At 47.3% G+C, this 20,774-nt stretch carries 16 protein-coding genes; 8 read left to right on the plus strand and 8 right to left on the minus strand.

Features of this window, described 5'->3' with window-relative positions:
* Positions 1-68: 68 nt before the first annotated feature.
* Positions 69-299 carry a hypothetical protein gene (locus tag P1P86_00825; protein MDF1573720.1) on the plus strand — a complete coding sequence of 77 codons (231 nt, stop codon included), beginning with the start codon at positions 69-71 and terminating at the stop codon, positions 297-299.
* On the opposite strand, the gene P1P86_00830 is transcribed toward P1P86_00825, so the two are convergent.
* Positions 296-2,110: a YfiR/HmsC family protein gene (locus P1P86_00830; protein ID MDF1573721.1), complete on the minus strand. Its 1,815-nt coding sequence runs from the start codon at positions 2,108-2,110 to the stop codon at positions 296-298. The genes P1P86_00825 and P1P86_00830 overlap by 4 nt on opposite strands.
* Positions 2,111-2,182: 72 nt before the next feature.
* On the opposite strand from P1P86_00830, the gene P1P86_00835 reads away from it, so the two are divergent.
* Together P1P86_00835 and P1P86_00840 are read left to right on the plus strand one after the other, a co-directional pair.
* Positions 2,183-3,397: a 4Fe-4S dicluster domain-containing protein gene (locus P1P86_00835; GenBank protein MDF1573722.1), complete on the plus strand. Its 1,215-nt coding sequence runs from the start codon at positions 2,183-2,185 to the stop codon at positions 3,395-3,397.
* Positions 3,394-5,199, plus strand: coding sequence for an SLC13 family permease (locus tag P1P86_00840; protein MDF1573723.1), 1,806 nt, complete (start codon positions 3,394-3,396; stop codon positions 5,197-5,199). Before P1P86_00835 ends, P1P86_00840 begins: the two co-directional genes overlap by 4 nt.
* Before the next feature lie 7 nt (positions 5,200-5,206).
* Here P1P86_00840 and ggt read toward each other — a convergent pair whose 3' ends face one another.
* The 3 genes from ggt to P1P86_00855 form a co-directional block, all read right to left on the minus strand.
* On the minus strand, positions 5,207-6,892 hold the full coding sequence (gene ggt / locus P1P86_00845) for a gamma-glutamyltransferase (protein MDF1573724.1): 1,686 nt from the start codon (positions 6,890-6,892) through the stop codon (positions 5,207-5,209).
* Between the two features lie 135 nt (positions 6,893-7,027).
* Positions 7,028-8,014, minus strand: coding sequence for a family 16 glycosylhydrolase (locus P1P86_00850; GenBank protein ID MDF1573725.1), 987 nt, complete (start codon positions 8,012-8,014; stop codon positions 7,028-7,030).
* An 88-nt stretch (positions 8,015-8,102) separates the two neighbouring features.
* Positions 8,103-8,693, minus strand: a complete 591-nt coding sequence (locus P1P86_00855) for a hypothetical protein (protein ID MDF1573726.1) — start codon at positions 8,691-8,693, stop codon at positions 8,103-8,105.
* Positions 8,694-8,877: 184 nt separating this feature from the next.
* Between P1P86_00855 and atpD the strand changes: the two genes are divergently transcribed.
* The 4 genes from atpD to P1P86_00875 are packed head-to-tail and all read left to right on the plus strand — an operon-like array spanning position 8,878 to position 12,397.
* Positions 8,878-10,389: a F0F1 ATP synthase subunit beta gene (atpD, locus tag P1P86_00860; protein MDF1573727.1), complete on the plus strand. Its 1,512-nt coding sequence runs from the start codon at positions 8,878-8,880 to the stop codon at positions 10,387-10,389.
* Between the two features lie 6 nt (positions 10,390-10,395).
* Complete coding sequence (atpC, locus tag P1P86_00865) at positions 10,396-10,644, plus strand: ATP synthase F1 subunit epsilon (protein ID MDF1573728.1); 249 nt, start codon at positions 10,396-10,398, stop codon at positions 10,642-10,644.
* Complete coding sequence (locus P1P86_00870; GenBank protein MDF1573729.1) at positions 10,622-11,401, plus strand: dienelactone hydrolase family protein; 780 nt, start codon at positions 10,622-10,624, stop codon at positions 11,399-11,401. Before atpC ends, P1P86_00870 begins: the two co-directional genes overlap by 23 nt.
* Positions 11,402-12,397: a glycosyltransferase family 9 protein gene (locus P1P86_00875; protein ID MDF1573730.1), complete on the plus strand. Its 996-nt coding sequence runs from the start codon at positions 11,402-11,404 to the stop codon at positions 12,395-12,397.
* A gap of 3 nt (positions 12,398-12,400) precedes the next feature.
* Here P1P86_00875 and P1P86_00880 read toward each other — a convergent pair whose 3' ends face one another.
* The 3 genes from P1P86_00880 to P1P86_00890 all read right to left on the minus strand — a co-directional run bounded on the left by P1P86_00880 (position 12,401) and on the right by P1P86_00890 (position 16,562).
* Positions 12,401-13,189 (minus strand): hypothetical protein, encoded by a 789-nt coding sequence (locus tag P1P86_00880; GenBank protein MDF1573731.1) that lies wholly within the window; start codon positions 13,187-13,189, stop codon positions 12,401-12,403.
* Between the two features lie 129 nt (positions 13,190-13,318).
* Positions 13,319-16,144: a hypothetical protein gene (locus P1P86_00885; protein MDF1573732.1), complete on the minus strand. Its 2,826-nt coding sequence runs from the start codon at positions 16,142-16,144 to the stop codon at positions 13,319-13,321.
* A 70-nt stretch (positions 16,145-16,214) separates the two neighbouring features.
* On the minus strand, positions 16,215-16,562 hold the full coding sequence (locus P1P86_00890; GenBank protein MDF1573733.1) for a hypothetical protein: 348 nt from the start codon (positions 16,560-16,562) through the stop codon (positions 16,215-16,217).
* Positions 16,563-16,703: 141 nt separating this feature from the next.
* Here P1P86_00890 and P1P86_00895 point away from each other — a divergent pair, with 141 nt between their 5' ends.
* A complete protein-coding gene (locus tag P1P86_00895) occupies positions 16,704-19,748 on the plus strand; it encodes a DUF2723 domain-containing protein (GenBank protein ID MDF1573734.1) in 3,045 nt (1,014 codons plus the stop codon).
* Here P1P86_00895 and P1P86_00900 read toward each other — a convergent pair.
* Positions 19,729-20,703 (minus strand): polyprenyl synthetase family protein, encoded by a 975-nt coding sequence (locus P1P86_00900; GenBank protein MDF1573735.1) that lies wholly within the window; start codon positions 20,701-20,703, stop codon positions 19,729-19,731. The genes P1P86_00895 and P1P86_00900 overlap by 20 nt on opposite strands.
* Positions 20,704-20,774 lie beyond the last annotated feature (71 nt).

Here is a 20,774-nt window from a genome sequence, read left to right on the forward strand (position 1 = left end):
TGCATCGTATAAATCTTTGAATATACCTGCATCCTAATGTAATTTTGCAGGATAACTGATACACTTCGATGAAAAAAAGAAACATAGTAATTGCAGCTGTGGCTTTTACGGCCATGGGCATTCTTCCGGCATGTGACATTATTGAAGAGTGTGGTACTTGCGAACTGGTCACGGAAGATGCACAAGGGAACAAAAGTTATGGAACACCCCTGCCATTCTGCGGTGATGATTTAACTGACAAAAAAAATGCACCGCCTGTTACCATCAACGGGGTCACCACCTACTGGAATTGTGATTAAGCTTTTACGCCGATAATCACTACATCATCAATCTGCTCTATATCTTTGCGGTAATCGGTAAATACTTCATCCAGCCGGTTCCCCTGATCAATCATGGGAAGGTGCTGGACAGATAGCAGCAGTTTTTTGAAGTTTTTTGCCAGGAACTTTTTCCGGTCCGGACCCCCAAACTGGTCCGCGAATCCATCCGAGAAGGTATAGAAGGTATCGCCCCGTTTCAATTCCAGCTCGTGCAGGGAGAAAGGATCCATAATATCGTGAATGGCAACCGGCATTTTGTCTCCTCTAAGCTGTGTAAGCTGGTTATCAGATACCAGGTAAAGCGGATTATTGGCGCCGCTGAACTGCAGATGGAGCTTCTTCCTGTCGAACAAACAGACCGTCATATCCATACCATCCTTAACGACACTACCGGTCTCCTGCCGGAGGGCTTCTATGATTTTATCGCGTAAATGATTCAGGACCAGATCCGGCCTGCAGATTTCCTTTGAGATAATGATTTCATTTAGAAGACTGATTCCCAGCATACTCATAAATGCACCCGGAACACCGTGTCCGGTGCAGTCGGCTGTGACAATCAGGAACTTATCGTCGATCTCCTCGGCCCAGTAAAAGTCGCCGCTTACGATATCCCTCGGCTTGAAAAGCACAAAATGATCCAGTTTATGTGAAAAAAGTTCCATGGAAGGAAGAATGGCGGTCTGGATCATCTTTGCATACTCTATGCTATCGGTTATATGTTTCTTCTGATAGGCAATCTGATCCCGCTGGGCCTGAAGTAAAATATTCGCCTTCTTCTTATTCCTGTAATTCTGCCAGATAAAGTACACCAGGCCAATTACCAGCAGCAGAGCAAGGGCAGCCGCAAAAATGATTATTTTCTGTTTCTGAATGGCCTCTGCCTGCAGGACTATTTTCTCATCCTGCATCCTGATTTCCTCCTCTTTTTGTAAAATAGCCTCCTCCTTAGTCCTGATGTTTAATTCCTGATCGGCCAGGACCTTCCTTTGCTGGTTCACCTCTTTAAGCTGGGCTTCAATGGTGGCACTCTGGGACAGAATCTTAGTCTCCTGGATTTGCAGCACTTTTGATTTTTGTGCTATCTCTGTTTCCCGCTCACCGATCTCCTGTCTCAAAGACTCCAGGGTTCGCTGGTTATCCCGGATAAGGATCTCCTGGTCACGTATCTGATCCTGTTGCTGTTCAATTAACACATATTGCTGTTCGGTTATACTCTTCTCCAGTTCCAGCTCCCCTTCTGTGACCTCATAGAGAGATTCCCAGTCTTCCCGGGTCTTTATGGCCTGGGCCAGAAAGAGCTCATTGACAAAAAGACCCTCCTGAATCATCAACTCCTCATTGGCTTCAAATCTGGGTTCTCCATTAATAACAACAAAATTGATCATGGACGTACGAAAGGGATATCCTTCAGAAATGAGCAAAGTATTTTCTCCTCTGATTTTTTCAATCACTTCATCGATCCGAAATCCATCCTCCCGGTTTAAAAAAACCACCTGGGAAGGTTGCAGGTAAAGTATATCGGTACAAACTTTGATTACTATGGGCTTCCCCTGTATCTCTCTTCTGGTTTTTGCCAGTTTTTCCATATCAAAATACAAATTCGAATCATTGTCCAGTATGGTGATAACGAACTGATCCTGAAGGTGGTTAGTGTCTGTAAAAAGGACATATCTGGAAATGTCCAGGATATAGAGCGCCCTGGTTTCATTGGTGAAGCCCTGCTGTGCAAAAATAGTTGGAGCGGCCAGGGTAATTATCACCAGCATCACCAGTTTATGGAAGCGTTTCATAAATCGCTAATGGTTGGACACCGTTCAAATTAAGTATTTTTTTTTACTATTGCAGCATAAATGCTCCACCAGATGGACCCCATACTCATAGTCCCAGTCATCATCGGAGTTTTGGGACTTATACTTTTTCTTCCAATTAAAGGAGCTACTTACTTTCATTTAAGCAGGCCGGTGAAGCGAGTGCATGAAGCTGATGCTGTACTTTCCAGAAGTTTGCTGATTCCAGGAAGTGAAGCCTATGAAAGCTATTATAAACAACACCCGGAATTCCGTAGTACTGATGACCGGTCCAGAAGAGCCCCGGGACTTCTGGATGCGCGATCCAGGTATTATCAGGCCGGCACTTTTAAAGCTGCAAAAGCAAATTTTGAAATCATAAACTATCTGGGGGGCATTAGCCGCGGAGCTATTTCCGAAGGGGAAGCTCTTTCTGAACAGCCTTCCCGGGAAGCCTTAAAGAACGATCCCTTTAAAACCTCCCGCTTTATCTTACACTGGTTAAGGAAGACCGGTGCTCACAGTGTTGGATTCACCCGATTGCAGGAATATCACCTTTATTCTCATAAGGGCAGGGGGAAGCAAGCCGGATCACCCATCCTGAAAGAGCATGAACATGCTATAGCCATTTGCGTTGAGATGGATCACCGGATGATGCAATCCTCACCCCGGGGTACAGCGGTTATGGAGTCCTCCGAACAATACCTGCAATCGGGAGTTCTTGCACTGAAACTGGCTGCCTGGATCAGAGAACTTGGTTACAAGGCCACCGCTCACATCGACGGGAACTACGAAGTGATCTGCCCGCTGGTAGCCGTTGATGCGGGATTGGGAACCATAGGAAGAATGGGGCTGTTGATGACCCCCCGCCTTGGACCAAGAGTAAGAATTTCCGTGGTAAGCACCAATATGCCACTTTGCTATGAAATAAAAAGTCCAGACAGAACCATCCTTCATTTCTGTCATCATTGCAAGAAATGCGCCTTGGTTTGTCCCTCCGCCGCCATTCCGGACGGCCCCAGGGAAATGATCGACGGGGCGGAACGCTGGCAGATCAACTCAGAAAAATGTTATCAATACTGGACCACTTCCGGAACAGACTGTGGAAGGTGCATCGCAGCCTGTCCATTCAGCCATCCCGACAAGCTGTTTCACCGGTTTATAAGATGGGGTATAAAAAATAATTTGTTTTTCCGGTATCTGGCCATTAAATTGGATGATCTTTTTTATGGCCGCCTGCCTGCAATACAGCCATTGCCCGAGTGGGCAGACATAGGGGATAAGCAATGACGATCTCTTCCTATATAGCCCTGGGTATAATCCTGTTGATGATTGCTGCCCTGATAAAGGAGATCCTGCGCCCCGGCCTGATCCTCTTTTCTGCCCTGGTTATCTTCATGTCTTTCGGTATCCTCTCTGCAGAAGAAGCATTGTCGGGCTTCTCCAACAAGGGGATGATCACCGTCGCATTACTATTTCTGGTCAGTGAAGGAGTGAAGGAATCGGGAGTGTTGAACCGAATTGGCACACTCATTCTTCCAAAAAAACGAAAACCTATTCCCAGGCTGCTCATGCAGATTATGATCCCTGTATCGGCCATATCCGCCTTTTTAAACAACACTCCCGTGGTGATTATTTTTGGACCCATGTTGAAAAAATGGGCCGATAAGCTCAGTTTGCCCTCCCAAAAATTCCTGATCCCCCTCTCTTATGCCACCATATTCGGGGGTACCTGCACCCTTATCGGTACTTCAACCAATCTACTGGTACATGGTATGATGCTTGATCGGGGTATGGCCGGGTTGGGTATGTTTGAGCTGGCCAAGGTGGGGCTCTTTATTGTCTTTTTCGGTTTCATTTATATGAACCTCTTTTCTAACCGCTTACTGCCGGGAGAAAAAATCCCCAGGTTCAGTTTTCCAAACGACACCCGGGAATATAATTTTGATCTGTATCTTCCAAAGAATTCAAATCTGATTGGGAAAGAGATTGAGAAGCGCCGGCTGCCCGGACTTGATGAATTCACGGTTCGGACAGTGATCAGGGATGGCAAGCACATACGCATCTCAAACTCTCCTTTTCAACTGGACACGGATGATGAGTTAATTGTTGCGGGAAGCTCTGAGAATGTGGGTTACCTGACCCAGGCCACGGAAGTAAAGATGAAGGCCCTTGAGGAAGTATCCCCGGATTTCCTTAAAAAATCCCTTCGCCAGGTGGAGGTGGTACTTGCTCCCCGCTTCCCCGGAATTCAGCGCACCCTGGGTGAGTTTGATTTTTTTGGTCACTATAACGCAGTGGTCATGGCTGTGCATCGAAACGGAGAACGTATAAGCACCAACCTGAATAAACTGGAATTAAAGGCGGGGGATAATCTGATGCTTCTGACCACAGAAGACTTCACCAGGTACTGGGGCGAATCCAGGGTCTTTTATATGGCTACAGAAATAGGCGAAATGGATGATGCCAAGGACCGTCGCAGAAGGTGGATAGCCATGATACTGGTTTTCCTGATGATTGCCGGAGCCACTGCCGGTCAGTTCATTCCGGTACAGGGCAAACATCAGTTCGACATGTTCTTTTTTGCTGCGGTCACGATGGTACTCATGGCACTTATGAAAATATTTTCTGCTAAAAAGTACACTAAACCCATTAACTGGGATGTGTTGATCACTATCGCCTGTGCCATCGGGATCAGCAGGGCTCTGCAGAATTCCGGGGCGGCCGATTTTATTGCCCGAAGCACCATTAAACTCTCGAAAGGTTTTGGGCCCCTGGGGGTAATGGCAGCCATATTTATCATCACCAATATATTCACGGAAATCATTACCAATAATGCCGCTGCAGCCATCACTTTCCCGATTGCTTACGCAGCAGCCATCCAGATGGGGGTGGATCCCAGACCTTTTTTCATTACCATTTGCGTGGCAGCATCTGCCAGCTTCTCTACCCCGATTGGCTACCAAACCAACCTGATTGTGCAGAGTATCGGCAACTATAAATTCAGTGATTACTGGAAAATAGGATTACCCCTGAATATCCTGGCGCTAATCATTTCACTGCTGGTCATTCCACGATTCTGGCCTTTCTGAACCGGAACTAATAACCTGCTGCCTGCCCGTCTTTCCTGGACTCCGAAGCCCCGAAATAGACCTCATTTTTCTTATCCCACATAATAGCCTGGTAACCGCCATACCCACCGTCAGAATACTGGACCTGGTGACCTCTTTGCATCAGTCCCCTGATACTCTCATAGGAGATTCCCGATTCAAGCATAACTACTCCGCCATCGGTCATCTCTGTACCGGTTGGTTGTGAAGATCCGTCATGACGGATTCTTGGAGCATCCCCGGCTTCCTGCAGGTTCATACCGAAATCGATCATATTAATCACAATCTGAGCATGGCCCTGGGGCTGCATGGAACCGCCCATCACTCCAAAGCTCATATAGGGTTGACCATCCTTGGTGATAAATGCAGGAATGATGGTATGAAAGGGCCTTTTACCCGGTTCATACACATTGAAATGGCCCTCCTCAAGGCTAAAAAGCTCTCCCCGGTCCTGAAGGATAAAACCAAGTCCGGGCGGGCACATCCCCGAACCCAGTCCGCGAAAATTACTCTGAATCAGCGAAATCATATTACCCTTCCCATCCGCGACCGTCATATAGATGGTATTCCCGTGCTCCATCTCACCAGCATCCAGATTGCGGGAAGCCCTTTGAGGGTCTATCAGCTCTGTTCTTTTTGCCGCATACTCTTTTGAGATGAGCTGGCCAACGGGCAGGGCATTAAATGCCGGGTCGGCATAGTACTTTGCCCTGTCTTCAAATGCCAGTTTCTTGGCCTCAACAAAATGATGGATGTACTCACTGCTGCCAAATCCCATGGAAGCAATATCAAAGTGCTCCAGAATATTCAGGATCTGGAGAGCCGCAATGCCCTGGCCGTTGGGGGGCAATTCCCAGATATCGTATCCGCGGTAATTGGAACTAACCGGCTCTACCCACTCGGATGTATGACTGGCCAGATCTTCATAGGACAGAAATCCTCCCTGCTCCTTCATAAATGCATCGATCGTCCTGGCGATCTCCCCTTTATAGAAGACATCCCGTCCCCCCTCGGCAATCTTCTGAAGGGTGGAGGCCAGATAGGGGTTTTTGAATATCTCCCCTTTTTCGGGAGACTTTCCTCCCGGCATATATACTTCCTTCACATTGGGATACTGGCTTAGAAAACTGGCTGAAGTCCAGTAATGGGCGATGAGTTCAGTAAGCGGAAAACCTTCTCTGGCATAAGTGATTGCCGGACTGAGTATCGCCTCCATATTCATGGTCCCAAAACGTTTATGCAGTTCGAACCACCCATCCACACAACCAGGAACAGATACGGGAAGCGGTCCGTAGGCGGGAATTTTTTGATAAGCATTTTCCTTGAAAAAATCCAAAGTCAGAGAACGGGGCGACCTTCCGCTGGCATTCAGGCCATACAGGCGCTCTGTTTCTGCATCCCATACGATGGCAAACAAATCCCCGCCTATTCCGTTTCCGGTGGGTTCAACCAGTCCAAGCAGTGCATTTGCAGCAATAGCCGCATCCACTGCATTCCCTCCCGCTTTCAATATATCTAGAGCCACCTGAGTCGCCAGGGGCTGACTGGTGCAAGCCATTCCATGCCGGGCAATCACTTCGGAACGCGTAGCAAATGGCAAACCGGTCATTCTGTCCTGTCCGAAGGAGGTATTGAAGAGCAGTGTAAGGCTTAAACTAATAAGAAAATTTTTCATGACTGATAATGGGTTTATGGACTTTTATTCGATACTAAAATACAAAAAAACCTGTCCGCCAACGCGAACAGGCTCTCTTATATGATTTTCAGCCGGCCTTTAAAACCCAACCGTCTAAAGGCTGCCAAAGCCTCTTTACTTATCCTTTAACTTATACACCCTTACCCAGTCGATCTCCATGGCGGAGGGGAGCCCTGCCCCGGAAGCATCCTTCTTCAGGCTGGAAGAGAAATTAATATACATCTCTTCCTGTGGAACCCCTGAGGTCTGGGTCTTAAATACCTTTCCGTTGATCTTCCAGGTCAGTTTATTGGGTGTCCATTCCAGAGTATAGATGAAATACTCATCCGCATACTTGTGTCCCCTGGTTTTTGAGACAGATCTGTTGGGAGATGCGCTTGAACCCCAGAAGTAGTTGGAGTAGTGTTTACCATTTTCGAATCTGGCCACATCTATATGCGGAAGCATGGTCTCCGACACCATCCAGAAGGCCTGGGCTAATGCAGTACCGGCCATTTTTATTTTTGCATGAAATACCCCGTATTTCTGACTGAAGCTCCTGGCTGTGTTAATCAGTCCCGAAGTATAATCAAAATCCTCGCGGACAAATCCCTGCTCGGGCCTCCAAACCAGGCCAGACGTTTTACCCTCTTTTGTAACGATTCGTGCCTTGTTGTCATAAAACTCGATGTTCTCCCCATTGGTGGGAAAGCTAAGATCATCCTCCATGGCATAGGGCTCATTCAGGCTCTTCTCGCCCCAGAAGTGCTGAGTCATCCATTTTGATCGATCCAGTTTACCCTCATTAAATTTCTCGTCAAAAGTGAGATCCCATCTCTCAATTTCTTTAAAAGGATATTTCTTTTTTGTCCTGTAATACCACACAAGCTGCCCGGATTTTTTCAGGACCTGATATTCTGTCTCCCTTTGAAACTCTTCAGAATCTTTATAGGCAGCCCTTTTCATCTTCTTCTTCCGAACCTTGAAAGCATTCGATTTCACTTCCTTTTCAAGTTCAAGGTAATGCTTCAATTCATCCGAATTTTCATAATCCCTGAAAGCTTCATAATCAGCTCTCAGTTTATCATCTGCTGTTTCCACCTTCTCGGTACTGGGTACCATTCCAAGTAAAAAACTTAAACTCGCCATAACAATATCAATTCTGAAACAGGTTAATACTCAACATATAGTGACTAAAGATATAAAAAAATCATCGCGAGTAGGATCTTCTCCTACTTTTAAAATAGTACACTCCCTGAACGGAAATAATAAACTGGGAGTATTTAGAAAAGAGGTACTTTCCACTGATATTAAAATCCCATTTAGGAGCCATCCTCAACTCCAGGCCTGCACCCAGGTTAGCTCCGATTGCAAAGTCTGAATCATCAGTAATAGTTTCATTTCCAGTAACTACAACAGGTTCAAAATCTGAATTCAGGTAGGTCAGATCGCCCCCCAGAAAAGCCACAGTCTTGACAGTTCCCTCCTGGAAGAAAGTATATTGAACATCCAGATCGCCCTGGAACATTAAATTGGTTAAAGTAAAATAACCGGTTTCAAGTTTATACCTGTTAAAAGCGGTAACAGATGGGACGACATGAATGGTGCTTGCTTTATTCAGGGCCAGCCAGGTCTTCAGAACGACTCCCGGATTACCCGTCTCCCCGTAATTAAAATCAACCCCCGAGGAGAAAGTAAATCCGCCGCCGACCCTGTGAATCTGTCCGGAACTACTCAGTCCCGTTGCCAAGAGTGTGACTATCAGTAAGAAGGCATTTCTGGTCGGCCAGGGAATTATCACTTGTCTGAAGTTTAGATGTTGATTCTACGAAAACAGGACGGTTCTGGTTTCAAATAAACACTTAAATTCCAAGCATTTTTCAGAGTGTCAACTTTCTAAATAAATTAGCTTGATCACTTAAAAAAAGTGCTAAATTTGTGCTTCTGAATAAATATTTATTACCGCATAAAACAGCATTTTACTGATGGCAAAAATGATTGGAAAAATCATACAGGTGATCGGGCCTGTGATCGATGTAAGTTTAGAAGAAACCGGCGAAGAACTTCCCCCAATATATGAAGCCCTTGAAATTGAACGTGAAAGTGGCCAGAAATTAATTATCGAAGTTCAGCAGCACATCGGTGAGCATACAGTCAGGACTATTGCCATGGACTCCACGGATGGCCTTCAGCGCGGAATGAAAGTACTTGCTACAGGTGAAGCCATCAAAATGCCAAAAGGCGAAGATGTAAAAGGACGTTTGCTTAATGTTGTGGGTGAGGCGATCGATGGAATTGGGGCGGTAGATTCCAGTCAGGGATACCAGGTTCACAGACATCCCCCCAAATATGATGAGCTTTCTACCGAAACGGAAGTGCTTTTAACAGGAATAAAAGTGATCGACCTGCTGGAACCCTACTCAAAAGGCGGAAAGATTGGATTGTTTGGTGGTGCCGGTGTAGGCAAGACGGTGATAATCATGGAGCTGATTAACAACATTGTTAAGAAATACCAGGGTACCTCTGTTTTTGCCGGCGTAGGTGAAAGAACCAGGGAAGGAAATGACCTGCTCCGCGAAATGATCGAATCAGGAGTAATTAAGTATGGCAAAGAATTTGTAAAAAGTATGGAAGAGGGTTCCTGGGATCTGAGTAAGATTGATCGTGAAGAGCTGGATACATCCCAGGCCACACTGGTATTTGGCCAGATGAACGAACCCCCCGGAGCACGTGCTACTGTAGCGCTTTCGGGTTTGACCGTGGCTGAATCTTTCCGCGATGGAGACGAGGAGAGCGGGGGTAAGGACATCCTTTTCCTGGTAGATAATATTTTCCGTTTTACCCAGGCCGGGTCCGAGGTATCGGCCCTGCTCGGACGTATGCCTTCGGCAGTAGGATATCAGCCCACCCTGGCCACAGAGATGGGATTTATGCAGGAACGAATTACTTCAACCAAGCGGGGTTCCATTACATCGATCCAGGCCATCTACGTACCTGCTGACGACCTGACCGACCCGGCACCTGCCACTACTTTTGCCCACCTGGATGCACAGACCGTATTGAGCCGGAAAATCGCATCGCTGGGTATATATCCCGCTGTGGACCCCCTGGATTCAACCTCCAGGATCCTGAAAGCAGATATTGTGGGAGAAGAACACTACAATACGGCACAGCGGATCAAGGAGCTGCTGCAACGATACAACGAACTTCAGGATATCATTGCTATCCTGGGGATGGACGAACTCTCGGAAGAGGACAAACAGGTGGTTCACAGGGCCAGGCGCGTTGCCAGATTCCTGTCACAGCCTTTTCATGTGGCTGAGCAATTCACCGGCATACCCGGAGTATTTGTAAATATCGAAGACTCCATCAAAGGATTTAATATGATCATGGATGGTGAAGTAGATGAATATCCGGAAGCTGCCTTCAACCTGGTGGGAACCATTGAAGAGGCCATTGAAAAAGGCAAGAAGTTGCTGGCCGAAACCAAAGCATAATCAGGCATGATACTTGAGATTATAGCGCCGGATAAAGATTTATACTCGGGAGAAGTGGACCTGGTCCAGGTACCTGGTTCCAAGGGTTCCTTTGAAATTCTCAGGAATCATGCTCCCATTATCTCTACCCTTGAACAAGGAAAGATTAAAATCGTTGATATAAAGGGGCGTACCACTTTTTTTGAAGTGGCTGGTGGCGTAATTGAAGCAAAAAACAATAAAATCATAGTTCTTGCAGAGACAGCAAAAACATAAAAGTCTCCGGAGCAAAGCAATTCAGGTTTTATCTTTTACTTGCATTCTGTTTTTATCCCTTGCTTTCAGCTCCTCCGATGCTATCCGTGTAAAGACAATTACCTTCACTGCTGCTGATGGCCTTGAGATCACAGCAGACGAGTATATTGTCGAATCCACAAAGCCCTATATACTGTTATTTCATGAGCAGGGTTCCAGCAGAGGAGAATTTAATAACATTGCCCGCAGATTTTGTAAACTGGAATACAACTGCCTCGCGGTCGACCTTAGAAATGGGGGATACAACAATTTTGTCTCTAACCAGACAGCCAGGCAGCTAAGGGAAGAAGGTCTTCATGCAGGCATCCATGAAGTTGAGCAGGATGTGGAGGCTGCCATCCAGTACATTCGTGAAAAATCCACTTTTCCTGTTATTCTTTTCGGAAGCGGAGCCAACGGATCGGTAAGTCTTCAAGTAGCCGTTTCAAATGCTAATGTCAGAGCCGTGGTGGCTATGAGCCCCGGAGAATACTTCCTTCCAGGGATCAAAATTCAGGATACCATTACACAACTTGAAAAACCTGTATTTATCACTTCCAGTAAAGCAGAATTTCCCTATGTTTCGGAACTGGCTTCGGGCATTCATGAGGACTACCTTACCCTGTTTGAGCCCATGCTCGGTGAAGGAGATCGAGGGACACGTTCTCTCACGGAGGAATATGAGCAAAACACCGAGTACTGGATCGCCCTGATTCTTTTCTTCAAGGACCTTATGTAAATGGTTAGATTCCTGGTTATCCGGTTCAGTTCTATCGGAGACATTATTCTTACAACTCCAGTGCTTCGTCATCTTAAGCAGCAAGTGGAAGATTGTGAGATTCATTACCTTACCAAATCGACCTATGCCACGCTCCTCGAAGCGAATCCCTACATTGACCGGATACACTCCTTCGATGGGGATATAAAATCCTGCATCGCTGCTCTGAGGCACCTGGAGATAGACTACGTCATTGATCTCCATCGCAATTTCCGCACGGCAAGGATCAAGCAGGGATTAAAAAGAATCGATTTTTCAGTCCATAAACTGAATGTACGCAAATGGCTCCTGGTGAACCTGAAAAAGAACCTGTTGCCCGACAGGCACATGGTTGACAGAAATCTCGATACCATCAAGACCTTTATCGAGGAGCGGGATAAGCAGGGCCTAGATTACTTCATTCCCGAAGCACATGAAGTCTCTGTCGATTCGCTGCCTGAGACCTTTAAAAAAGGCTATGTGGCCCTGGCCATAGGAGCTCAGCACGAAACCAAAAAGCTTACCCCCGAACTGCTGATCAGGCTCTGTCAAAAACTGGAGTATCCCCTGCTTATACTGGGAGGCCCGGAGGACAGAAAGACCGGAGAAATCATAATCTCCTCTCTCCCGGATAAAACAATAGTCAATGCCTGCGGATCTTACAGCATCCATCAATCAGCTTCACTTGTCAGACAGTCCAGGTTATTGATTACACACGATACCGGTCTGATGCACATCGGAGCTGCTTTTCAAAAAAAGATTATTTCCGTTTGGGGGAACACCATTCCGCGCTTCGGGATGTACCCTTACCGGGCCCACCCATCCTCTGTTCCATTTGAAGTGCAGGGCCTCCCGTGCCGGCCCTGCTCTAAAATAGGCTTTCATAAGTGTCCGAAGAAACATTTCAACTGCATGCAGAAACAGGACCTGGATGCTATTGCAGATAAAGCCGGCCAGCTCTGGCATTCTTCTTCCTGATCCCTATTGGGCAATAAATGAGTAGGTGATTATGGCTCTGTGTCTTTCGGGACCACTCAGTTCTATGCGGAACCGGGAGGACAGGGCCGCTGAAACTGCAGCATCAGAAAAACAGACCTTGTCGCTGCCAAGGATAGGTTGAAGCACCTCTGCATCCACCACCCGGCCGTCAGGGCCAACCGCTACCTCTACTTTTACAACTCCCGATCCCTGACACCTGTATACAGGAACTGTAAGCATAAGCTTAGCCCTGCTCAGAGGTTCTTCCAGGAATTCAAAAGTAATGGATGTGGGCCCTGCATACTCCCCTGATTCTTCCTCCTCCTCTGCGGAGGGAGGGACATAGTCGGCCGAGGCAAGGATCGCTTGTAACTCCTCGAGTTTTTCACGATCCTCCTGGTTCCGGGCCTCTTCAATCTGGGACAGAAGATCCCTGACATAATCATCTGTGGAAATATCCTGACTGAGCTTTTCCTGCACATTCAGATTTACAGCCCTGTTGCTGGAAAGCTCCCGCTGCCGAAGAATCTCCTCCATCCATTCGGCAGGGACCTCTACCCCCTCTTCTTCAAGCAACTGCTCCAGGGTCTTTTCCTCAAATTCCAGTTCTATTCCCAGCTCCTGATCGCTCTTTAATCCTTCCACTCTCACAAAAATAAAGATGATCAGTACTGCCAGGTGGAATATCAGTGTATAGAGAATGGCCACGAGGTTCTCTTTGAAAAACCTCTTTATTCCGGCTCTCCCGTAATGAAATAACTCCTCCATGCGCTGCAAAATTAAGATGTTCATACAACATCTCCATTATCTTAAGGATATTTCCTGAGATTAAGCTGAGAAAATATAAACATAACATGAAAAAACTCTTGACTATCAGTGCTTTGATCCTTTCACCATGATCAAGGAGTTCAAAGCGGGTAACTAATTAATATCGATCGAGTAGATACCCTCGAAGCCCATCCTCCCGGTTTCCGGTTCATAGGTGACTCTTCCTCCCAAAGAAAGCGGAAAGGAGATTCTCAGAATATTCAGATCCAGAATCAGGTCCGCTCCAAATGTGGAATAAAGCTTGTCTTCATATCCAGGATCCGGATCGTGGACAAGCACATTGGTCCCCACCATGTAATCGGTCCACAGGGCTCCACGGATCCTCTTCAGGTAAAGCAGGGCCCCAATCTCGAAATCCGGGTAGAGTAAGGGAAACACATAATCGGCACTGTAACGGGTCAGAACCTCTCCATAAATCCCACGCAAACCCCTGGGCATACCAAGCAGATTGATAAAAGCAGGCCGGGACCTGTCCAGAAGGTATTGCTTCTGGTGATAAGCAGATAAGCGGATGGTCTGATGTTTCATGGGACCCGGCAGGTAAGTGGTGATCCCCCCCAGGGCGACCGAACCAAAAACCTGGTTATGAAAGGGAGCGTGATAATATCCCCCATTTATGGAGAATCCAATCCTGGGTAATATCTCTTTTGCCCCCTTCCTCAAATAGGAGGTTGCATACAAACTGTAATAGAGATAGTGGGCCCCCTGCTGATAGCTTTCCAGGGTCTCATTATACTGAATGTCCCTGCGATACCTGTAATCAATCTGTGGCTGGATCAGTGACAGAAATTTCCCGGTATTAAGGCGAAAGGGAATATAAGTCTGAGCCCTGAAATTAAGAGCACGGGGCAGTGCCAAAAGTGAATCGCCCTCTGCATAACGCAAAACCTCAGGTTCACCTCCATAATCTAAATAGAGGTTTAGCACCGGGTATCTGCCCTTAAGTTTGATCCCGGAATGAAATAAATGGAACCCGTCGCGATATTCGTATGCGAACTGACTCACGGCTGTGCTTAGCCTGTTCTGGGAAATCAGGGAAACTCCCGGGTTCACAGGCAGCTGTTCCGGATTCAGGGTAAACTCCGGATTCAGGTAGTCAAAATAGAGGGGCAGCCAGGAGTGAATATTGAATAGATGCAAGGCCTTTCGATACCGGCGTGTATGAAACTCCAGGAAGTTTTCATCGCCGGATTGTCCGCTGATAAGTTCTTCTTCAGGCGTCTGTTGATAATCCAGCTGTTCCCTGTGATCCCTTGCCTCCTCCAGAGGCTTCCAAAGCCCTTTCTTCAGCTCCAGCGTGCTTGTACCATAGCCCCTGGAGCTATAGTCAGAAAAGAGAAGGCTTAAGCCATCTGAGGAAATCTGGGGATGAAATGCCCCAAACCGGGCAGAGGTCACCTGAAATGCCTGGTCCTCCTTTATATCATAGCAGTAAATGTTATCAATACCCGAAAATGTCCCGCCAAAGTAAATTTTGTTTCCCCTTACAGTTGGATAGGAGATATCATCCATCCCGGCATCGAACAAACGGGTCCATCGACCTGTCAGGAGGGAATAACTGTAAATAGATTTCCCCGTTTCCATGGAAACCATCATCACCAGGGCCGTATCGTTTTCCATCCAGGCCGGATGCTGCAGGAAGCGATTACCGGGAGAGGGAATCATCTGATCCATAGACCCGTCGCTATGTAAAACAACCAGATTAAACCGTTGCTTCTCGGTCTGCTCCACCGCAGCAATCCGGCTTCCATCACCGGAAATGGCCGGCGAAAAATACCTGGTCTTTTTTCCCAGATTCCTGACGGTGCCGCTGCGCATATCATAGCTTCGAATAATGGAATAGTTTCTGTTGCTCCAGCGTGTATCCGGAATAAACTCATCCCACACAATCTGGTTCCCGGAGTAAGTAACCCTTCCCGAATTCAAAAATCCCGGACGAAACAGACGTGTATCCTTTCCATTTTTTTCCACAATAACAAATTCCGGGATCTGGCCGATCCCGGTCTTCAGATTCAGTATTTTCGACTCCGAAAGCTCATGCGGAAAGGTATAGCTGGTGTAAGGATCTTTCCGGTAAAAATTCCAATCGGTCACAGGGGTATAGGATCTGCCGGGGGCCATCCGGCGCCAGTGTTCCTGGTAACTGGTCAAGGCCTCCTCATAAAACTGTTTCTTGGACTGGAGACCATACCGTTTCATGCTGAACCAGGTGGGATTGAGCAAAAATGGTTTCCTGGCCGCATACTCCTGAAAGTCGGTCCAGAACTTATCTCCATAGGTACGTCTCCCGTGTCTGACCATCAAATATCCCAGCTGATAGTGGTTGGGAATGTGGTGTTGGTAGGAACCCAGACTTGCCTTGGAAAACGACCAAAGCGTCTCCGCTTCCAGCAATTGTGCCTTGATCTCCATTTCAAATGAAGGCTGTCTTCCTCTTCCTGTTGCAGAGAGACGGGTCTCCGAGTCAACAGCATCCCCCTCCAGATACCAGTAAGGCAGGAATGCCGCCATGGCCCCTACCACCTGCTGCCCTCCGAGAAGGGAGAGCCCTTTTGTAAAGCCCTGATTCAGCTTATCGATCTGAACAGCATGTCTGCCTTCATGAAGGGCCAGTTGTGTCAGCCAGTCCTGATAATAACCATTGGGATCAGGATTGGTAAATATCTCCAGCCGCTTGGGGGCCCAGACAAACACGCCGTTTGAAAAGCTCGATTCGTTATGAATGATGACAGGCATATGACTGTGCCGGTGATCCAGGGACTGTCCAAGGAGCGGGTAGTACTGCTCCAGCCGCAGGGCAAAGGCTTTCGCCAGACTGTCAACGCCCTGCGGATGAATGATGGTGTAGTGAGGAGTTTTAAACTGATACCACTTCAGGGAGCCCGCGTCCTGTCCATACTCATAGAATTGGCCGCTCATTCGGGCCGAAATAAATAAAAGCAGAATGAAAATCATTCTGCCTTTGCCGTACAAATAATATAATGGAAGGTTAGTTCTCCGCAAATTTCACTTTATATCCACTGTTTTGTAAAAAGACATAGGCACGTTTACGCACATCCCCTTTTAGAACAATATCATACATTTTTGATGAGCTACAGGTGTGGCAAATTTCCTGGAGTTGCTCCTCCACCTTAATCATATCGATCCGGCGGCCGACAAACCCGGTAATGAAAGTGATGGGAGCACCATCCATCTTTCTCTTATCAAGGCCGATTAGAAGGGTCTGTTTTTCGGGAGGCAGGGTCTTGGGCTCAGTGATATTGGCGTATTCAAATTCAAATTCGGGATAGTCCGTGTAGAGTGGTTGATCCAGATCGTTCATTCCTTTTAAAGTCATGTACTTTGGATTTAGTGAACCACAAATATATATTTACATTTCATATTTGTCAACATTTTCAAACTTTTGTTTTTTGGCAGGGGTGCTGAAAAAAGCGTTAAATTCGTGCCTGTCAAAATACTAAAGGAGGCCGGATACCTTATGCAATTCAAAAAAATAAACCTGCTGCTGGGTTGGATCAGTTTTGCCATCGCCCTGATAGTCTACCTGCTCACCCTGGAGCCCACCGTCAGCCTGTGGGACTGCGGTGAATTTATAGCCAGTTCCTACAAACTCCAGGTGGGGCACCCGCCGGGGGCACCTCTGTACATGATGATTGGAAGGGTGTTCGCCCTCTTTACTTCCGACCAGGAAAAGGTGGCCATGATGGTCAATGCGGTATCTGCTTTCGCCAGTGCCTTTACCATTCTGTTCCTGTTCTGGACCATCTCCCACCTGCTTAAAAAGATAGTTATCTCTCATCCGGCCGAAGCCGGCAGATCTGAATCACTGGTTGTTTTGGGGGGTGCTTTTGTCGGAGCCCTCGCCTACACCTTCTCTGACACCTTCTGGTTCTCGGCGGTCGAAGGGGAAGTATATGCCACTTCTTCTCTGTTTACTGCCGTGGTTTTCTGGGCCATTCTCAAATGGGAGAATGTGGCAGATGAAGCAAATGCGAACCGATGGATCATCCTGATCGCTTACCTCATAGGCCTGTCCATTGGAGTACATCTGCTAAACCTTCTTGCCATCCCCGCTATTGTCCTGGTCTACTATTTTAAAAAAACTCCCAAAGTTACCCGTCCGGGTATTCTGAAAGCACTGGGACTTTCAGTGGTGCTTCTGCTTTCAATCATGTACGGAATTATTCCGGGAATCATTAAACTGGCCACCCTGGCGGAAAAGTTCTTTACCAATACGGTGGGCCTCCATTATAATACTGGTGTTCTGATATATATATTCCTCCTGCTTGGAGCCCTGGGCTACGGAATCTACCGCACGCAGTTCGTGAAAAAAAATGTACTCTGGAACACCATTTTGTTAGCCATTACCGTGATCATCATCGGATACTCATCCTATGCCATGATTCTTATCCGTTCGCTGGCAGGTCCGCCCATGAATGAAAACCGTCCGGAAAATGTCTTTGCACTGCTCTCCTATATAAACCGCGAACAATACGGCGATCGTCCATTGATTCTGGGCCACCAGTATAATGCAGAAGTGGAGGACCTGGCCTATAAAAAACCTGTCTACATGCTGAACAAGGAAGAGAACAGGTATGACATAGCACACTACATACCCGAACTGGTCATGAAGGGCAGCCAGGTATTGCTTCCCCGCATGTACAGCCGCAATGTCACACACAGGCAGGCTTACCAGGAGTTCGGAACCATTAACGATCCGGCAAATCCAAGCTACATGGACAACCTGGAGTTTCTGTTCCGTTACCAGATCGGTCATATGTATCTGCGCTATTTTATGTGGAACTTTGTTGGCAGGCAAAACGATATCCAGGGACATGGAAATGTGCTGAACGGGAACTGGATCAGCGGTATCGGCTTCCTGGATTCGGCCAGAACCGGCCCCCAGAAAAACATACCCGCTCATATGAAAAACCACCCGGCCAGGAATACTTACTTTTTTCTTCCCTTCCTGCTGGGACTGGTGGGTCTTTTTTTTCAGCTTGACAGGAGTGCACGGGATTTTTGGATTGTCATGAGTCTTTTCGTCCTGACCGGAGTGGCCATCGTAATCTACCTGAACCAAACACCCTATCAGCCCAGGGAACGCGATTACGCCTATGCAGGTTCATTCTATGCCTTTTCGATCTGGATTGGCATGGGAGTGGCAGGTCTTTATCAGGTTTTAAGATCGAAACTTAAGGCCAATCTCTCTGCCATCCTGGCAACAGCATTCAGCTTCCTGGCGGTTCCCGTCCTGATGGCCTCCGAGAATTGGGATGATCACGACCGTTCTGGCCGGTACACGGCCAGGGATATTGCCAGGAATTACCTGAATTCCTGCAGCAAGGATGCTGTGCTCTTTACAGTAGGGGATAACGACACCTTCCCGCTGTGGTACGTCCAGGATGTGGAAGGAGTCAGGGAAGATGTGCGGATAGTCAATATGATGTTATTCAATATGGACTGGTATATCGATCAGGCCAGGTGGAAAAATTACGATTCAGACCCCCTGCCCTTTACCATTCCGCAGGCAAAATACGAAGCCATACCCGGTAACAGCATCTTTGTCAGGGAACACAAGCAATGGGCCACGACCGATTACATGCTCAACTTCATGAAAAGTGATAATCCCGATACCAAGGTAAGCTTGCGCAGCGGAGAACGGGTAAACTATATTCCCACCCATCAGCTGATCATTCAGGTGGATTCGGCCGCGGTCGTTTCCAACGGTACCGTAGGCCCGGAAGAGGCACACCGGATTGAAAAACAGATTCCCATTCGCCTGGAACCCAATGGCCAGATCCTGAAGAATACCCTGGCACAGCTGGATGTAATTACATCAAACAATTGGCAGCGGCCCATTTATTATACTACAGGAGGATATGACGAATCCCTGGGGATGGAGGAGTTCTATAAAAATGAAGGACTGGCTTACCGGCTGGTCCCCCTGAGAACTCCCTATGAAAGCGTCCTGGTTATGGGGGATATAAATACAGACACTCTGTATGACCGGCTGATGAATCAGTTTGAATGGGGCAGAATGAATGCCGGGGATGTTCATCTGGACTACTACACCATTCGCACCATGTCGGTTATTCGTTTCCGGAGCCTTCATACCCGCCTGGCCATGGAGCTGCTGAAGAAAGGGGAAAGGGGGAAAGCCATAGAAGTTCTCGACCACTGTATGGAGCTTGCCCCCTCACACGTACTACCGTTTGATCAGTATATAAGCGGAATCACCCTGCCAAAAGCGGATGGAGGAATCATCCACCATGAAGGGATCATTGAGGCCTATTATCTCTGCGGGGAGACTGAAAAGGCTAATTCCATACTCCGGGAGTATTATCAGACACTGAGCGATGAGCTCCTCTATTTCAATTCCATGAAACCCAGGCACAGTTCGTCCATACAGCGGGAGATCAATGAAGCCATGTTCCAGATGGAGGAACTCAGGATTCTTCTTGAGAATTTCCAGCAGGAAGAGTTGCAGCTGGAACTTGGCATCAGCGGTTTCGGTTCATAAGAAACGAAGCGAAATTGTACAGCTCGCTCTTTCGCTCTTTTGGTCTGTTCAGCTTGTCCAGGGAGGCCAGGGCCTCCTGATAATATAAGCGGATTCGCTTTTCTGTCAGCTCCTTGATACTTAAAGCATCGAAGATTGAAATCACTGCCGAAATCTTCTCCTCCCTGTCAAACTGCATCCCTGTGAGCCATTCGATCAGCTCCTCTTTCTGTGAAGCTGAAGCAAGCTCGAGTGCCTGAATAACCAGAAAGGTTTTTTTGTTATCCACGATATCCGTTCCCGGATTCTTACCCACTAAGGCGGGATCCCCGTATGTGTCGAGCAGGTCGTCCTGGAGTTGAAAAGCGATTCCCAGGTTTCTTCCATATTCATACAAATCTTCCGAATCTCTCTGGGAAGATCCTCCCAGAATGGCCCCGATCTTCAGACTGGCAGCAATCAATACCGCCGTCTTTAACTCAATCATGGTCAGGTACTCTTCCTCTGACACTCGTATAAGTTCTTCGAAATTCATGTCCATCTGCTGTCCCTCACATACTTGCATGGCCGTATGGGTGAATACCTCCTGGACCGTACTCAGGACAGCGCCAGGAGCCTGATTCATCAACCGGCTGGCCAGAATGGACATCACATCGCCCGAGAGAATGGCCACATTTTCATTGTATTTGATATGCACCGTTGGATGACCTCTTCTTTTTTCTGAACGATCCATAATATCATCATGCAGCAGGGTGAAATTATGAAATACCTCAATGGCCACAGCCGGAATCAGTGCAGAAGCCACCTCTCCTGAAAACAGGTCACAGGCCAGGATCACCAGGGCCGGCCTTATTCTCTTCCCTCCCAGGGAGAGAATATACCTGACAGGCTCGTATAATTCGGGAGGGGTATCCGGAATGTTTAGATTCTGAATATGTTTCTCTACCAGATTCTGCGCTTCAAGAAGTGTATACATAGTTGAGACAAGTTAATGATTTTCGCCATAGAGTGGCAGGATGATTATACAATATGTTTTAAAATAGAATC

The sequence above is a fragment of the Bacteroidales bacterium genome (genome assembly GCA_029210725.1).
Taxonomy (GTDB): domain Bacteria; phylum Bacteroidota; class Bacteroidia; order Bacteroidales.

Coding starts and splice junctions, on each gene's coding strand:
- P1P86_00825 (MDF1573720.1), top strand. CDS start 69: ATGAAAAAAAGAAACATAGTAATTGCAGCTGTGGCTTTTACGGCCATG.
- P1P86_00830 (MDF1573721.1), bottom strand. CDS start 2,110: ATGAAACGCTTCCATAAACTGGTGATGCTGGTGATAATTACCCTGGCC.
- P1P86_00835 (MDF1573722.1), top strand. CDS start 2,183: ATGGACCCCATACTCATAGTCCCAGTCATCATCGGAGTTTTGGGACTT.
- P1P86_00840 (MDF1573723.1), top strand. CDS start 3,394: ATGACGATCTCTTCCTATATAGCCCTGGGTATAATCCTGTTGATGATT.
- ggt (MDF1573724.1), bottom strand. CDS start 6,892: ATGAAAAATTTTCTTATTAGTTTAAGCCTTACACTGCTCTTCAATACC.
- P1P86_00850 (MDF1573725.1), bottom strand. CDS start 8,014: ATGGTACCCAGTACCGAGAAGGTGGAAACAGCAGATGATAAACTGAGA.
- atpD (MDF1573727.1), top strand. CDS start 8,878: ATGGCAAAAATGATTGGAAAAATCATACAGGTGATCGGGCCTGTGATC.
- atpC (MDF1573728.1), top strand. CDS start 10,396: ATGATACTTGAGATTATAGCGCCGGATAAAGATTTATACTCGGGAGAA.
- P1P86_00875 (MDF1573730.1), top strand. CDS start 11,402: ATGGTTAGATTCCTGGTTATCCGGTTCAGTTCTATCGGAGACATTATT.
- P1P86_00880 (MDF1573731.1), bottom strand. CDS start 13,189: ATGAACATCTTAATTTTGCAGCGCATGGAGGAGTTATTTCATTACGGG.
- P1P86_00885 (MDF1573732.1), bottom strand. CDS start 16,144: ATGAGCGGCCAATTCTATGAGTATGGACAGGACGCGGGCTCCCTGAAG.
- P1P86_00890 (MDF1573733.1), bottom strand. CDS start 16,562: ATGACTTTAAAAGGAATGAACGATCTGGATCAACCACTCTACACGGAC.
- P1P86_00895 (MDF1573734.1), top strand. CDS start 16,704: ATGCAATTCAAAAAAATAAACCTGCTGCTGGGTTGGATCAGTTTTGCC.
- P1P86_00900 (MDF1573735.1), bottom strand. CDS start 20,703: ATGTATACACTTCTTGAAGCGCAGAATCTGGTAGAGAAACATATTCAG.